General features: G+C 56.6%; 13 protein-coding genes and 1 tRNA gene. 1 reads left to right on the forward strand and 13 read right to left on the reverse strand.

Features of this window, described 5'->3' with window-relative positions; translation table 11 throughout:
• Nucleotides 1-116 precede the first annotated feature (116 nt).
• From QUE75_RS03155 to QUE75_RS03165, 3 genes are all read right to left on the reverse strand, one after another.
• Nucleotides 117-3179: an Ig-like domain-containing protein gene (locus QUE75_RS03155; protein ID WP_286253583.1), complete on the reverse strand. Its 3063-nt coding sequence runs from the start codon at nt 3177-3179 to the stop codon at nt 117-119.
• A gap of 10 nt (nt 3180-3189) precedes the next feature.
• Nucleotides 3190-4527 (reverse strand): alkane uptake protein AupA, encoded by a 1338-nt coding sequence (gene aupA, locus QUE75_RS03160; protein WP_286253585.1) that lies wholly within the window; start codon nt 4525-4527, stop codon nt 3190-3192.
• Nucleotides 4528-4914: 387 nt separating this feature from the next.
• Entirely contained in the window at nt 4915-5436 is a 522-nt protein-coding gene (locus QUE75_RS03165; RefSeq protein ID WP_286253587.1) for a PEP-CTERM sorting domain-containing protein, read from the reverse strand.
• A 399-nt stretch (nt 5437-5835) separates the two neighbouring features.
• Here QUE75_RS03165 and QUE75_RS03170 point away from each other — a divergent pair, with 399 nt between their 5' ends.
• Nucleotides 5836-6243 (forward strand): hypothetical protein, encoded by a 408-nt coding sequence (locus QUE75_RS03170; RefSeq protein WP_286253588.1) that lies wholly within the window; start codon nt 5836-5838, stop codon nt 6241-6243.
• Between the two features lie 1206 nt (nt 6244-7449).
• Here QUE75_RS03170 and QUE75_RS03175 read toward each other — a convergent pair.
• From QUE75_RS03175 to dnaG, 10 genes are all read right to left on the reverse strand, one after another.
• Nucleotides 7450-8016 (reverse strand): hypothetical protein, encoded by a 567-nt coding sequence (locus QUE75_RS03175; RefSeq protein WP_286253590.1) that lies wholly within the window; start codon nt 8014-8016, stop codon nt 7450-7452.
• Nucleotides 8017-8280: 264 nt separating this feature from the next.
• Nucleotides 8281-8700 carry a helix-turn-helix domain-containing protein gene (locus QUE75_RS03180; protein WP_286253592.1) on the reverse strand — a complete coding sequence of 140 codons (420 nt, stop codon included), beginning with the start codon at nt 8698-8700 and terminating at the stop codon, nt 8281-8283.
• 64 nt (nt 8701-8764) lie between these two features.
• A complete protein-coding gene (locus QUE75_RS03185) occupies nt 8765-9106 on the reverse strand; it encodes a hypothetical protein (protein WP_286253594.1) in 342 nt (113 codons plus the stop codon).
• The gene (locus QUE75_RS03190) at nt 9103-9363 is read right to left on the reverse strand and encodes a hypothetical protein (protein WP_286253596.1); all 261 of its coding nucleotides are present in this window, start codon (nt 9361-9363) and stop codon (nt 9103-9105) included. Before QUE75_RS03190 ends, QUE75_RS03185 begins: the two co-directional genes overlap by 4 nt.
• Nucleotides 9360-9578: a helix-turn-helix transcriptional regulator gene (locus QUE75_RS03195; protein WP_286253598.1), complete on the reverse strand. Its 219-nt coding sequence runs from the start codon at nt 9576-9578 to the stop codon at nt 9360-9362. The genes QUE75_RS03190 and QUE75_RS03195 overlap by 4 nt, the downstream gene beginning before the upstream one ends.
• Before the next feature lie 122 nt (nt 9579-9700).
• Entirely contained in the window at nt 9701-10396 is a 696-nt protein-coding gene (locus tag QUE75_RS03200) for a hypothetical protein (RefSeq protein ID WP_286253600.1), read from the reverse strand.
• A gap of 22 nt (nt 10397-10418) precedes the next feature.
• Nucleotides 10419-11660 carry a tyrosine-type recombinase/integrase gene (locus QUE75_RS03205; protein WP_286253601.1) on the reverse strand — a complete coding sequence of 414 codons (1242 nt, stop codon included), beginning with the start codon at nt 11658-11660 and terminating at the stop codon, nt 10419-10421.
• Nucleotides 11661-11838: 178 nt separating this feature from the next.
• Nucleotides 11839-11915: transfer RNA gene (locus tag QUE75_RS03210), tRNA-Ile, on the reverse strand.
• 60 nt (nt 11916-11975) lie between these two features.
• Nucleotides 11976-13823 (reverse strand): RNA polymerase sigma factor RpoD, encoded by a 1848-nt coding sequence (rpoD, locus tag QUE75_RS03215; protein ID WP_058090688.1) that lies wholly within the window; start codon nt 13821-13823, stop codon nt 11976-11978.
• Nucleotides 13824-13973: 150 nt separating this feature from the next.
• Nucleotides 13974-15710, reverse strand: a complete 1737-nt coding sequence (gene dnaG, locus QUE75_RS03220) for a DNA primase (protein ID WP_138436774.1) — start codon at nt 15708-15710, stop codon at nt 13974-13976.
• Nucleotides 15711-15822 lie beyond the last annotated feature (112 nt).

A 15822-nucleotide genomic window follows, 5' to 3' on the forward strand; every position in this document is an offset into this window, starting at 1 on the left:
TCTATGTGGCATGCGCTCGACATCAGCACGCAAGAACGCTCGGGTACTGACGATATGGCCTGGGAAGGGGGGCGAGTACTGAGAAAGAAAAGGCCGGCGAGTGCCGGCCTTGCGTTTTACTGTTGGGTAGATGGCGATATGTAGTTCAGGTAAAGCTGCTGTTCGGGTATTGTCAGCGCCAGCGAAGTGCGTGGGCCTAAGCCGAGGATGTTGCCCAAACCGCCCAGGGTGTTCCCGTCAATCACGATATTGGGGAGCTCAACGGCCTCGGTATTCCTTTGCACAATCTGCATGCGCCCATCGTCCAGAAAGGTGACGGGTCCCGAGAGCTTGAGGTTGTTAATCGGAAAGCTTCGCATATTGTGGTCAAGTTCGGTAAGGGGGATTTCCGGCTTCAGGTAAGGCGCGTCCATATAGAGGTCCAGCTCGGTTTCGAACGTAAGCACCCCCTCTCCATTGGTAAACAGATAGCCGCTGATCAGCTCGTTCCGTTGTTCCCCTTCATAACGCATGCGCATCAGCATCGGGCCGGTCTTTATGCTGTGATGTTTGCCGACGAGCCAGGCCACCAGATCGGAAATGCTCACATTCACATCAAGTTCTGAGGTGTAGAGCACTGAGGGGTAAAGCTTCACCGGTACTCTTCCCTGGTCATCCGGTTGGCCGATGACGGCAACGTCCAACATCGCGGTCATGTAAATGAACTTCTCTTGTTCACAAGTCTGACCGACGCGGCATCCGATATTGGCATTGTCGACCAGCGTGCTGTCCACACTTCCGGTTTTGTATCGAACCTGCCCCGAGTTCTCGACAGCGGCGTAGGTGCCTGATTCGTCTGGCTGAACCTTCTGTTCTGGATTGGTGATCTGAAAATCACTGTTGATATCGGCCGTTGGGAGGTTTCGCAGAGGGGTCAGAACGCCCGGATTCTCTGGGCCACCAGTGAAGTAGTTCTCCATGGCCGGGCCGCCGAAGGTTCGAACGGGGGTGCGAATGGATTGGCTCAGTACCTGGGTCTGGAGTGGAAGATTGGCGACCGATCGGATGCCATCTTCGCCAGATTCGAGGCGATACCGGTAGTGTGTGCCGGATTGCCAGCCGTCATTTGGAATTATTCTGAGTTCCTGTGGGCTTGTCTCAACGACAAAGTCAGTGAAGGCTTGCCACGCGCCGTCTTTGAACTCGTCCATTCGCACCGTCTCATCAGCGATGATCGAGTCACTCTTCATGATCTGCGAGAAACGCACGATGATCGGCTGCTGGCCAGGATGCGTGTGAATTGGCAGCAAATCATCTGTGCCTTTGCCGCCGGCACACCGGCCCTGGTTGCCGGCCTCCGGATTCGCCGGAACGTTAACCTTGGCGCATGGATAACCGGGCAACGAGGTTAAAACCACGGGTGATTGGTTGCTCGGGTTGTCCTGATTGGTGCGCGGACGAGTAAACATCTTTTCTGTGGGCGCCAGGGCGTTGCCCGCAATATCGGTAATGCTGCCCGAAAGTGACAACCGGTACTCCCTGCCTCCCTCAAGAGGAGAATGTGGTGCCACTGACAGTGCGGATCCGTTGAGTGTTAGCGAAACCGGCGTTGGCTCGTTCGGATTGTCCACCGGATACAGAGTAACGGAGCTGCTTGTTACCGTGCTCGGGAGCAAAGGCTCGGAGAAGAACACCGTAAGAGGGTCGCCCGGAAGCAGTTTGTCCACTTCGGCAGCCGCAGGAGACCAACTCTTAACAAACGGAGCCTCCTGGTCAGCGAACTGTTCCTGTGTTGGAGCATCTGCCTCAAAGCGGAAGCCCTCCAGCCGGAATGAGATCAACCCTGAAGCCTTGTCCACGCCCATGACGTCGGGTTCGATAACGCCGACCGCTTCAATGGTCAAGGTGCCGTTTTCCACGATGGCTGTGCCCACCAGTTGAACGTGCAGCATCTGTTGGGCGAATGCGGCGTTGGCAGTCGGGTTGTCCGTGTTCAGGGCCATATCGATGAACAGTTCGACAAGCCGGGGAGCATCCTCTGCGTTGGTGTAGGGATTTGGCATCAGGAATCCGTTTGCGTCCGAAATAAAACGAACGCTCACGGCATCGGACTCAAAGCCGGCAGGAACAGCGCCGGCAACGTTGACTTCCACGCTTGAGCCCGTCATCAGAGAGCCCCGGCTTATCGCCAGGGGCACACTCTTGCCTTCCCTTTCGAACTTTGGAATGTAGCCCAGCTCGGCAAATACCACGCCGCCGGCAGTGGTAGGATTCTCCTCGCCCAGGAGTTGCGATTGCAGGTTCACGGTATTGAATTCTGCGCCGGAAAGGGCAACTTCTCCGGGATTGGTGGCCGCTTTCTGGGCGGCAAACTGACGTTCGCCGTTCGGCGAACGGGTGTCCAGCGGCTGGAAAGTCCAGGGGGCTTCCGCCGGCACGGTCAGTTTGGCGCCAAGTATTTCACTTTCAATGCCTTCGGTCACTTCGATGGAATAGGTTTGCGAAGGGTCCAGGTAGTCGTCCGGATCAATCGTCAACCGATGCCCCCGGAGGTACACTTCAGCTGGCACCAGTTCACCGTTGCTATCGCGCAGGCTGAAAGTGTGGCCATAGACCAACGTTGAGGCTTTCACCGGTTCGGTAAACTGAACCCGAAGCACCGACAGGTCGGTTGCAGGGTATCGGTCGTCATCAAGGGGGATAAATCGGGCAATTCGGAAGTCGATATCCTCAGCCTGGCTTAGCAGTGGCCCCTTGGCTGCCGGTTCGGTCTTGAAGACGATGCCATCGTTTGTGAGTGTGACAGCCTGGCCCGCCACTTCCAGGCCGTGTGCGGTGAGTGTGTACACCTGTCGAGGGGATAACGGTTCAAGCGGCCTCACAGCCAGGCCTTTGTCGCCGGCGGTTAACGTCGCAGCTCCTAATGGAATGGTGTTGCCCTGGCTATCCTTCAGGGACAGGGTATTGGCGAGTTCGTCCTCGGGAGTGGTGATTCGATCAGTAAATCGCAGAAAAATGGGTGCTGACACGGGTACCGTACTGGTAAAAAGCTGTTGCCCGTTAGCCATAACCGGTGTGTCCGCCGGATAGGCGAAATACAGTTCCGGGGCTGCGGCTGGCTTGTTCACGGTTTGGCTGTCGCCACCGCAACCCACCAAAGCGAGACCTGCCACTGACAGTGCAAGAATTGTTTTTTTCATGGTGCGCCTCTCAGAACTTCAGGGTAACTGAGCCACTGACAACGTGGATGTCGCCGTCGGCCGTGACCGCTTCTTCGTTGCCGTTGAAATCAACGATCGTAAAATCGCGCTTCTGTAATTGTTGGTACTGATAGCCAATGTCGAAACGAACTGGGTAGGCGAGCAGCCGGGTGCGATCGTACGTGGCACTAAGCCCCAGGCCCACTACTATCTTGTCTGTGTCCAGATAGTTCACTTCCGGATTGCGATCCGATTTGAGCGGGGACTCTTCGAAAGCAATGCCCGCTTGAAACGCAAAGTTTTTATTAAGGTTGTACTCACCACCCAGTCTCGAAACGAGGATGTCGTCAAATTTCATCCGGCTGGCGGCTGCAACACCCTGTTGATCTTTTACACTGTCGTTGGCGAATACGCTTTCAAGCTCCGACCACTTTTGCTGCTCAATACTGCCGCCAATTCGCCAACCATCGCCCCTATATTGGGTGCCGATGCTGAGAGTTTCTGGTTGGAAGGAGTCGATAGTAGACACCGCGATGCTAAGGCCAGGGTCAGGGATGGTCTGGCTGACGATCACGTTGGACGATATGGTGGTAGACGATGTCGATTTGGTGCGGTAGGAAATCGCCGTTTCCCATCCGTCCAGGAAACATGCCTGGTCTGGGCAGAAGGTATCTGCGTAATCGATATTAACGCTAAGAATGCTCTTCAACGACGGCTTGGCATTCACGCTGAGCTTCTCTTTCTCCGTATCGCCTGCCAGGTTGGAGGTGGCGATCAGTTCGGCCTCAGCTTCCAGTGTGATTCTGGCCGAAACCCCGGCGTCGATACCGCGCCAAATTCGCGTGGCACCGCCCAGATTAAGAAACAGAGGTTCTTTTCCGTACTGCAGAAACTGCCCCGTCTCGGATGTTTCAGACGAGAAGGCGAGCATCTCTTTTCCATATTTTTCCACACCCGCTATGAAACCGAGGTAAAGCGGGTGCCCGAAACGGGTCAGTGAGCCCAGATTGGTTTTCATGCCAATCAAGACGTGCTGGCTTGGGGAGCTGGAAACCACGTCACCATCCCGGTTTGGGCCGCTGGCGCGCAGTTCCTGCTCGGCATGCAGCAGGCCGGCAGTGAGCTCACCCCGGGGGTCCTTGGTCAGATAGGCGGGGTTGTAATAGGTGGCAGACACTTGTGTATTAAACATCGACAATGCCTGCGCTGAGGCAACATCAGTGGGCATCACGCCATAGGTGGTACCAAGGTTTCCCATGCTGGCACACACGGGTAACGACAGGGATAGACTGATCGCCGAAACAGAGGCGCAGAGAATCCGCTTACCTGCGAAATCAAAGCCGTGCATTGTAATACTCCGTTGTTTTTTTTAGTCGCTTGTCGGTCTTGTGACCGATTTATCATTATTCTGTGATCATAAGCTGGACGGCGCACTGCGTGGTGTGGCTTTGGTGACAGGTAAAGAGGCGTTTGAGGGTCAAGATTGATATAAGTCACTGTCTGGCATTGGGTTTGCGAGCCAGCCCGAGAAGTGCGGGAGGGATCAAGTTGTCCGTTTTGTGATGAGCTTCACGTATTTTGGGGATTCAGCCGTGTGTTGATGAGCGCGGTAATTCCGTTTGATGCGTAAAGAAACCTGACAGCTACTTCTATGGTGGGCCACGATCAGCGTGGTCGCTAAAAACAAAGCCCCCCGATAGGAGGGCTCTGAAGAGACGGCAACGACTTTAGCTGTTTATGCAGTGCGTTGCAGCTTCCGGCGAACCGTCAGCAGTCCCAGGATGCCGAGGCCGAGAAGGCCCAGTGTGCCGGGTTCGGGTACGGTAACAGTTCCACCGTTGAACTCGGTCAGATGGCTGAGCTCAAGCTCTTCCAACTTGTTTGCCCCAAAGTAGGCAAGCAGGTTAAACACGCCCCAGTCCATGCTCTGCTCATTCTTGAACAGCACGTGTTTCCGTGCGTCTTTTACCAGAAAGTAAGTTGGTGCAGTGAACAGCTGGAAGGCGATAACGCTCGCATCTTCCACTGTAACCTGGAAGCTGGCGGGGTCTGTCTTGCCTGCGAAGGTCAACTGGGTACCTACTATGCCGGATGCCCAAGCTGTTTCCGTGGCTTCGCCAGAACTCATTCCGGTTGTTTCTGCCATGAACGTATCCAGACCACCCACGTCCGTACCACCCGCGATGGTGTACGCAAAAGCGCTGCCACTGACACAGAAGGCCAGTAGCGCACTGAATAACATAGTTTTGATTTTCATGATGACACACTCCTTGAGATCAGCACCTGTCGGTGACCAACGGCACCCTGTATCGATCTTTTCACTACCCATTCCTTAAGGGCGTGTAGTGTCGGGTTTCCATACGGATGTCATAGAGGGTAAAGCAATCGGCGGGCCAAGGTTTCAGGGCATTGATCGATATGGGATTTTTGTCTCGATTTGCGCAAGGTGTGTAAAGTTACCTGACGTTTGGCTGGGCGAACTTATCAAGGGATCTGATGTGAACTTGAGGGAATGGTGGGCCCACCTTCCACCTATTTCACTCTGTAGCGAATTGAAAAACAAAGATTCTTTATTTTCCAGATTCGAAAATACCCACATTCATACCCACATTTTCCGGGCGCTACCTTCAATCAATCGAATGAGGGTTTATGCGCAATGAGCGATTTCCATTCTACGGGCTGTATCCCGTTTTCACTGATTTTTGATAACGGCGGCGGTGTGACGCTGCAAACCGATACATTTGCACACCACTTTGAAGGTAGGGCCCAGGATGCGGCGGCGTGTGCTGTCGAGCTTATGAGCGGCTGTGACCCGTCGGACTGGGACGGGAACGAGCCGGAAGCCCGCATTACATACGGCATCGAGTGTGAACGCAATGGCGGCTATCACTGGGTTTCTGACTGGGACGTGTTGGCTGTGCTGGAATCGGTGCCCCTCGATGGGCGGGCAGACTGGATCGAGAATATTAATGGTGCCTGTGAGCGGGATTTCTTTGTGTGCCTGTTCGAGCTGGCATTACCGGGCGCGACCTCCGATCAACAGGAAGGGGGCGCGGTGCAATGAGTTACAACGGCTTTACCAATTGGGAGACGTGGAACGCGGTTAACTGGGTGCGGGATATTCGCTGAAGGAGTAACCCGGCGCTCTGGCTCCTGCCCCGGTAATTCATCGGGGCAGGTGGTGCCGGTGGTCCAAAGAAGGGCGCGGACCCGCTGGCAGGTGTGGAACGTCAACCCCAGCGGGGTAAGCATTGCACCAACGGCCCCAGTGTTGGGGAAAAGTCCGGCTTTCGAGCCTGTCCCGCCCTGGCTGGCAATCAACCGGGCCACAATCCAAGGGGACGAATCTGTTTCGCTCCCTTGCGTCAGCCGCTCTCAGGCGCTCCGGGCGGCGCGTTTTGCGACTCCCTCCCCCAGTCATGGCGAAACGCCAGAAATGCCGCACAGGCGGCCCGTGTTAACCCCAAACAGGGTGTTAACCATTTCGACGAAACCTCACAGCTAGACAAACTCCGGGGTCGCCAGCACCCGCTATGTGCTTATTGGCCAGAAGGACCCAATGTCCCCGGCCCGTTTTGCCTTCTCTGCCTCGCTTTTCCTGCCTTTCGTGACACGTCACGGTACTTTTCCCCATCGGATGACCTGGCAAGGGGTGCCCGATCCGTTCAGCCCTCACCCTGGCGGTCTGCTTCTGTCGTCTCGTCTTGCTGTTAAGTGTTAACCATACCGGCCCGCTCTTTGATTCCGAGTCTTTCCCGGTGGCGCTCAGGCATACCGGGGGCAGGGTGTTAACAGGCAGGCGTTAACAGGGGGAATTCTCCTGTAAGATGAAAGCGTTAATCAGCCCCCAGCCCTTGCGCCCCGTGGGTTCACGCACCATACCCGCCCGCGCTCGTCTCGGCTCTGTCTTGTTAATAGCCAGATTCCGCCACTTTTCGGCTATGCCGTGCCGGGCCACTCCCTGACGAATTCACCCGGCCCGGACCTGCCCCAAACTTTGCTTGTATCAGGTGCCCTCATTTCAAATGAGACGGGCGGGGGTGTCAGTTGATCACTAGCAGCGGCGGGTAGGTGTTCCCCCGGTGGGGGTGAATCCATGACAGGGAAGCGGTGCGGCGGCCTCTCGTTGCCTCTGGTGGCCTGTTCAGGCTATGGGGAAAGGGTGGGGTGTGGTGTTGCTTGTGGTGGCTTCTGGCTCTCTGGTGGCGTTCACAGCCGGGAGTAATGAAGGGTGGCCAAGCCTGCACGGGGCAGGCCCAGCCGTGGGGGGTTACTCTCCCCGTCTTGCCCGGTCCCGATCCGTTGAGAAAATCTTGTTACTTGTGACGGCATTGGGGCTTAGTGGCATCTCCAGCGGCGGGAGCTGTGCACTATCAACCCGTGACCCTGCATCCACATGACAGACTTCCTGCCAAAGTTTCAGCAGTGGCAACACTTCGAGGGCTTGTTTTTCGATAGCGTCCCGCTGTTCCCTCCAATAGCTGGCAATTGCTGCACGGGCGGCGGTTTCCGCCTGCATGATCTCCCGCACCAAACTAACCGGGGTGGCTTTGCTGGCCTCGATTACAGCGGACAGGCGCGGGCGGCGTTTCTCAATTTCTGTCCGGATTTCCTCTACCCGCTGTTCTGCATCGTCTACAGCGATTTCGGCAACTTTACCGGCTGCAAAGTCGTTAAGCGTTGCCTGATACACCCGGCCTGCTTCTGCCTCCCGTTTTTCGAGCTGCTGTAGTTCCTGGCTTGCATCGTGGGCCCGTTGTTTGTGGTCGTCTACCTGGCCTTCCAGTTCGGCAATTTTCGCCTTTGCTGCTTCAAGGGCTTTCATGTGGTTACTCATAGTCTGACTTCCTCAATCTCATTGAATGGCAGGCGGTGCCTGTCGTTTGGTGTCCGGGGTCCGCCCGGTTTGCACTACTGCGCAAATCTGAAAATGAAGGCCGTGGGCCTTGGTAATCTATAAAGGGGTACACATAGCGGGTAATGGGGCCCCTGAATTACCCCTGACTGGTACACATAGCGGGTAATGAGTTGGTGGCCCCGGCTTGTTTTGCCTGACTGGTACACATAGCGGGTAATTTGGTACGTATGGCGGGTAAGGAATTTAATTTTCATTGCCAGTTACCCCCGGTAGGTTCAGGTACAGCGCACTGGGTGCCTGAGTGGGCTTCACGTCCAACTTTCCCTTGCACTCGTCGATAGGTCGCCAGGTGACGGCATATAGCGAACATCGGTTTTTTCCTCCTTGCCGGGTTTGCTCGATAAGCCCGGCCTCTAACAGTGCCTTCAGGGCTTTGTGTAATGTCCCTTTTGAACGCCAGCCCCTGGCCTGCATGAGTGACCATGCCGCGCTCAGGTCGCCGTTGTTGTGGCCTTTGAATTGCCCGGCAATATCAACCAACAATTTCACTGACCACCCGTCCAAGCCGTTGTATGAATCGCTGCTCAGAACGCTGTGAGGGATGCTGAGAAACGGCGCGTTTCCTTTTCGTCCGGTCAGCCGGGCGCGGCGGTCTTTGGCCATACCGACCCCCGGTAATCCCGGTGCACCTTTGAGCGCTTGCGCTGCTCAACCAGTGGGCCTGTGTTCATCTGAAAAAGCCCTCCCGATCCCCCAGGGCCAGAAGCTCACGGGCCAAGGCGTGGGAGCATTCATTCAGGTGGTAAAGGCAGGTTCGGCACTTCTTGCCGTCCCGGTCGTAGACGTTCAGCCACTCCCGATCAATCACAAGCCCGCGATTTCTCAGTGAGCTGATAGAGTCGGGGGAATTCAGGGAGCCCGATATAATCCCGGCATCCTTTCGGCTTATGGGCCTTTCCAGAAGGGCAGATAAAAGCCGATATTGGCGGCGTGTCAGTCTCCGGGGTTTGGTGTTACGATTGGCCTGTGTGGGGCGCTTGTTCACTTCGGTGGCGGGCGCTTTTTTCATATCCGGGCCCTCTCAACGGCTGTTTTGAACATGACGCGGACAGCCACGGCGGGCGGCGCGTCCTGCACGTAATCCATTTTCAGCGGCCCGGTTGGTGCGGTGAGATTCTCCAAGGCGCGGCAAACTTCTGAAGCAGGGAAGCCCCGAACCTCTGCCAGATTCATTAGCTCAGGCAGTGCGCAACCATCATCCCCGACGGCCTCGCAGTAAATGACGAATTCCAGAATGTCGGAAAAGCTGCTGTTGTAGTCGCTCATGCCTGGCCCCCTTCCGTGATCCGCTCTTGAATCCATGCGCGGACAGCGGATTCAGGCCAGGCCACGGCGCGGGCCCCGATTTTTACGGGTTTCGGAAAGGTGCCGTCAGCGATTCCGGCATATATCGCGGAACGGCCCCGGCCTGTCAGTTCTTCGACTTCGGCACGGCGTAACAGCCGCTCGCGTTGGGTAGGGTGTTTTGCTGAGGTGGTCATAGTTGGATTGCCCCTTAGTTCCTATTGGATTCGGGGTAATCCTCTAATAACCGTAGTTGTCTGTCGGGTGGATTATTGGCAACACGCAATTGGGGAATTCTTCCCCCGGTGTGGCTTTGCTTTTACCTGTCGTAACGTCGTTTGGCTTCTTTGATTGCGTCAACTAACGACGATTGATTATGGCGGAAAACGTGTTCAAGGGCTGGAATGGCGGGCCCGTTTTTCAGTGTTTCTAAGAGCTGGCCAAATTGCCCGAAGCTGGGGGGCTTGTCGTCCTTGGCTTTAGAGTAGGTTGGAAAGGTGCCCGTAGCCTCTCGCCACCATATAGCGAGACTTATAACCGGCTCCCGAGCCATAGCCGGTATTTTTCGGCGGGGGTTAGGGTCCTTTGCCTTCTCTCGTTTCTGTGCTGATTCATAACGGCTCAAAAGTGAGCCCAGCAAAGCCAAGGGATCAGCGTCTATAGGGCTGCTATCGTCCATGACCAGACTTGTATCAGAGACGGAAACGGGAACCGCGATAGATACCCCTTGCGCTTCGATTTTCTCCAGGGCGGCAACGGCTTTTAAGATTTCTCTTTGTGCGGTCTGAAAGGCTCCGGCGCGTTGTCTTGAAATTCGTGGATCATTCGCCGTTACGTTGGTGAAGCGGGGCGGAATATCGAGGTCGTATGCATCTTTCCATGAATCAATTAGCCATTGCAGTCTCCGCCAATGGCCGTCATGGGTAGGCGTGTGCCCTGGCGATTTTGCGCGCTCAACAAGGGCGGAAATCTCCGTTATTTGGGTATCTGTCAGCCTGAATAAATGCATCGTCACCCCCTTTCCTGTGGCTTCAGTGTTAATCGGCCTGGCTGGCTTTCCCAAAGTTGCCCGCTACCACGTTGTTACCGTCCCGCAAGTTGTCCAGGTAGTCCGCCCATTGCTGCATCATGGCCTTACGCTCTGGTAGCCAGGTGGTCCGGTTGTAGGCTCTGCCGTGAACGTCCCGGACCCGGTGCGCCATCTGCATTTCTATGATTTCGGTTCTGAAATTGAGTTGTTCGGATAATACCGTTTTTGCCATAGCCCTGAAGCCGTGCCCGGTCATAATGCCTTGCATTCCCAGCCGGTTCAGGGCCCCGGTAATGGCGTTTTCGCTCATGGGGCGGCCTTTGCCGTGGCCACTGGGGAAAACCCATTCATCCCGCCCGTTGAGCTGTTCCAGCTCCCGCAGAATGTCCAGGGCTTGCCGGGATAGCGGAACTATCAGCGGTTCGCCGTTCTTTGTGGTTTCGGTGGTCCATGATTCGCCGTCCCAGTCGATCTCCTCCCACCTCATGCGGCGCAGGTTGCCAGGGCGTAGGAACAGGTAGGGTGCCAGCTTCAAGGCGGCGCATACGGTGGGGTGGCCCCAGTATGTGGTTATCACCTTCAGTAGCTTGGCGATCTCCTCCGGCTTCACTAAGGCGGCGTGGTGTTTCACGTCCGGGGCAGGCAGGATGCCGCGCAGGTCTGCCGTTACGTCTCGCTGATTTCGTCCGGTGCTCACGCCATAGCGGAACACCTGGCCTATCAGGGTTTTGAGCCGGTGGGCGTTGTCTACATGGCCCCGGTTCTCAATCTCCCGCAGCACTGCCAGCACTTCAGGGGGCTGTATCTCGCCAATGGGACGGCGGCCCAGCTTCGGGAAGGCGTACATTTCAAGGCGGCGTTTGTTCTTCGGGTATGTCGTCTCGCCTACGGTCTTCTTGTGGACGTTTTCGAGCCATTCCGTAGCCACGGCCCGGAATGTGTTTGAGGCAGCGTCTACCCGTTCGGCTTTCATGGTGTGCCGGTGGTTTACGGGGTCGATACCTTCGGCCAATACTCGCTTGGCTTCGTCCCGTCCGGCCCTGGCTTCCTTCAGTGACGTGGCAGGGTAGGTGCCCAGGCTTAGGGTTTTTTCCTTTCCGCCGTATCGGTAGCGGAACCACCAGACTTTAGAGCCGGGCTTTATGACGAGCGTCAGCCCGCCCCCGTCCGCAAGTTTGCGTTGGGCTTTGCCTTCAGTCGTGGCGTTCTTCACGGCGGTGTCAGTCAGCTTGTTAACTGCTCTGCTCATGGTTTCCGCTCCATTTTGTGGGTATCGCTCCCGGCGAATGTGGGTAATACCCACAAACATACCCACAAAAATGTTAGGATTCCATAGGTAGTGTTCGGAATTTGGCGGCCTTAAATCGGCTGTAAGCCTTGCGGCAGAAGGGGTGTAAAGCGTTGTGGGAATTCTTCAGAATTTGAAATGGTGGGCCCACCTGGACTCGAACCAGGGACCAAAGGATTATGAGTCCTCTGCTCTAACCAACTGAGCTATAGGCCCTAAAAGGAAAGCGGGCGCCATTATACCCACGAGGGGTGGCGCCCGCTACTGTCTTGCGGATTAACCGTTGCCCTGGTCGTCAATAAAGCCGCGCAGGTGATCGGAGCGGGAAGGGTGGCGCAGTTTGCGCAGGGCCTTGGCTTCGATCTGACGGATACGCTCCCGGGTTACGTCGAACTGTTTGCCGACTTCTTCCAGGGTGTGGTCGGTGTTCATTTCAATACCAAAGCGCATGCGCAAGACTTTGGATTCGCGAGCGGTCAGGCCGGCCAGCACCGAGCGGGTGGCTTCGCGCAGACCCTCGGCAGTGGCGGAATCCACCGGCGACAGGGCCTGGATGTCCTCGATGAAATCGCCCAGATGGCTGTCTTCATCATCGCCGATCGGGGTTTCCATGGAGATCGGCTCTTTGGCGATCTTCAGTACCTTGCGGATCTTGTCTTCCGGCATGTCCATGCGCTCGCCCAGCTCTTCCGGCGTGGGTTCGCGGCCCATTTCCTGCAGCATCTGGCGGGAGATACGGTTGAGCTTGTTGATGGTCTCAATCATATGCACCGGAATCCGGATGGTACGGGCCTGGTCCGCGATGGAGCGGGTAATGGCCTGGCGAATCCACCAGGTGGCATAGGTAGAGAACTTGTAGCCGCGACGGTATTCAAACTTGTCCACGGCCTTCATCAGGCCGATGTTGCCTTCCTGAATCAGGTCCAGGAACTGCAGGCCACGGTTGGTGTATTTCTTGGCGATGGAGATCACCAGTCGCAGGTTAGCCTCGACCATTTCTTTCTTGGCGCGGCGGGCCTTGGCTTCGCCGATGGACACCCGACGGTTGATTTCCTTGATGTCGACTACGTCCAGATCCACTTCGGTCTGGACGTTCTGGATGCGCTTCTGCAGGCGCACGATCTCGTCGATGCGTTCACCAATGGCGGCGGCGTATGGCTTCTTGGTGGCCGCGATTTCTTTCGCCCATTCCAGGTCGGTCTCGTTGCCCGGGAACCATTTGATGAAATCTTTGCGCGGCATTTTGCAGTCGCGTACGCAGATCTGCATGATGGCCCGTTCGTTCTCCCGCACCAGATCGTTGGTGGAGCGAACCACGTTCACCAGTTCGTCAAACGCCTTGTTGCCCAGCTTGAATGGTGCAAACACCTGGCCCAGTTCGTTCAGGGCTTCCTGGGTTTTCTTGTGGCTGCGGCCGTGCTTGGCCAGGGCTTTGTCGGCGGCATCCAGTTTTTCTTTCAGCAACTCAAAACGCAGGCGGGTTTCTTCCGGGTCCGGACCGTTATCGGTTTCTTCCTCGGTTGAAGTGTCGTCGTCATCATCGCTGCTGTCGCTGTCGTCAGCAGAGGTGTCTTCACTGGTGTCTTCGCCCATGAACGGCTCGGCGTCGTCCGGGTCCAGGAAGCCGGTAACGATGTCGCTGATGCGGCCTTCGTTCTCGATGATGCGATCGTAAGCCTGAATCACGGTGCCGGCGGTGCCGGGGAAGTGGGCTACGGCCGCCATGACGTCGCGAATGCCTTCCTCAATGCGCTTGGCGATCACGATTTCGCCTTCACGGGTCAGCAGTTCAACGGTGCCCATTTCACGCATGTACATGCGCACCGGGTCGGTGGTGCGGCCGGCATCGGTTTCCACGGCGGCGAGAGCGGCGGCGGCTTCAGCGGCGGCGGCTTCGTCGGCGGTGGAGTCGCCTTCGGTCATCAACAGGGTATCGGCGTCGGGTGTTTCTTCGCACACCTGGATACCCATGTCGTTGATCATCCGGATAATGTCTTCAACCTGATCCGGATCTGCGATATCTTCCGGTAGGTGGTCGTTTACCTCGGCGTAAGTCAGGTAACCTTGTTCCTTGCCTCGTGCGATGAGGTCTTTCAAACGTGATTTCTGCGAATTGCCTGACATAGACACCCTGTGAACTCGCTTTTAAAGAGGAAAAAAGTTAAACAGCCATTATAGCTGCCGCGTATCTGCTGTGCCACCGAATGGTTAGATGGTGATCAGTGGCGTCAGTTTCAAGTGGTCATGCCCCAGTAACGGGATATAACGCAGATTTCAATCTACGTTGCCCTTGCTGAGCGTTCTCAGCTCTTCCCGCTGTTCCGGGGTGAGCGTGGCCAGATTCCGGAGCAGGGTTGCCAGTCTTTGCTGGCGCGCGGCCTCTTCGTTCGGGCTCAGCAGTTCTCTGGCGGCTGCCAGTATGCTTTCCCGGGCCGGTATGTGCTCCAGTCCATCAAACAGGTTGTAGAACCTGTCTCTGGCCTGTTTGTCCGTTGCCAGCCCCGAGACTAATGCCTTGCGGGTACTGATATTCTGTTCCATCAGCCAGCGGGCGAACCGCCCGGCCTGCTCCAGCTGGCGGTTGCTGTCAGCCAATGTTTTGACTTCCGCCGCCATTTCCGGTGCTTCCAGTAGTGCCAGGCAAAGCGTGCTGTCTTTGCTCAGCTTCACATCTATCCGTTCTTCTGTCGGCCGGTTCTGCCGCTCGCCGCGCCATCCGCGGGCTTTGAAGTCATTGCCTTTGGGCCGTTCCTGCCAGGGCTTCCGGCCGCCACATAGGCGCATCATTTCGTGCCACATGGCGTCCCGCAGTGTGCTGCGGGGCATCTTGTTCAGAAGCGGTTCTGCACGGGCTCTCAGTTCACCCCGGTGTTCCGGCAGCTCCAGGTTCAAACCCTCGCTCTGCCGGTCGAACAGGTAACGCGACAGGGGCGTTGCCGCCTCAATCCGCTCCCTGAAGGCGTCTGCGCCTTCCTTCCGGATCAGTGTGTCCGGGTCTTCACCCTGTGGCAGCATCAGAAACTGCAGATGCAGGCCGTCGGCCATCAGTTCCAGGGCGTTCTCCATGGCGCGGTCTGCTGCACGGAAACCGGCCTGATCGCCATCAAAGCAGAACACAATGTGCCGGACTTGCCTTAGCAGGGCGGTCAGGCTGTCCTGGTTGGTTGCGGTGCCCAGGGTTGCAACGGCATCGTGTATGCCGTGCTGGGCCAGCGCGATCACGTCCATGTAGCCTTCAACCACCAGCAGTTTGTCTAGCTGGCGGATGGCTTGCCGGGCCTCATAAAGGCCGTAGATCTCTCGGCTTTTATGAAACACATCCGACTCCGGGGAGTTGATGTATTTGGCCTTGTCGTCTCCAAGGGTTCGGCCGCCAAAGGCCACCGTTTTGCCCCGGGTGTTCCGGATCGGAAACATCACCCGATTGCGGAACAGATCTCTTGGCCGGCCGTACTTGTCGGAAACCGTTTTGGTTTCCAGTAATGGCTCTTTCAGGTCTTTCGGCGCCGCGTCAAAAAGCGCCGTTCCGGTGCCGGGCGCAAAGCCGATCTGGTACTGCTCGATGATGGCATCGTCCAGGCCGCGCTGTTTCAGGTAGTCCCGAGCGTAAGCGCCTTGCTGGCTGCCCAGAGCCGAGTGGTAGAAGCGGCTGGCGAAATCCAGGGCGTCGGTCAGGGATCTGGCCTGCTGCATTTCCTGGCGCGCGGCTTTATCATAGGGCACCTCAAGACCTGCCCGTTTGGCCAGCTCTTCGACAGCCTCGGTAAAGCCAAGCCCCTCGAATTCGCGGATAAAGCTGATGGCATCACCATGAGCGCCGCACCCGAAACAGTGGTAAAAGCCTTTATCTGGCCGAACGTTGAACGACGGTGTTTTTTCGTCGTGAAACGGACAACAGGCCTTGTAGTTGGCGCCAGCCTTTTTGAGGGTGATGCGGCTACCGATCAGCTCTGCCAGATCAATCCGATCAAGCAGGTCTTCAACAAATCGTTGAGGGATCAGTCCGCTCATGGTGGCTCCACTTCAGTCGGGGTGCCTGATACAAACCGGTATTCACCATAGCCAAAAATGCCGCCGAAGCCAGGCCTCGGCGGCATTTTCAGTTTGCCGGAGAAGGCGAAAC

It is taken from the genome of Marinobacter shengliensis, assembly GCF_030297115.1.
Classification (GTDB): domain Bacteria; phylum Pseudomonadota; class Gammaproteobacteria; order Pseudomonadales; family Oleiphilaceae; genus Marinobacter; species Marinobacter shengliensis.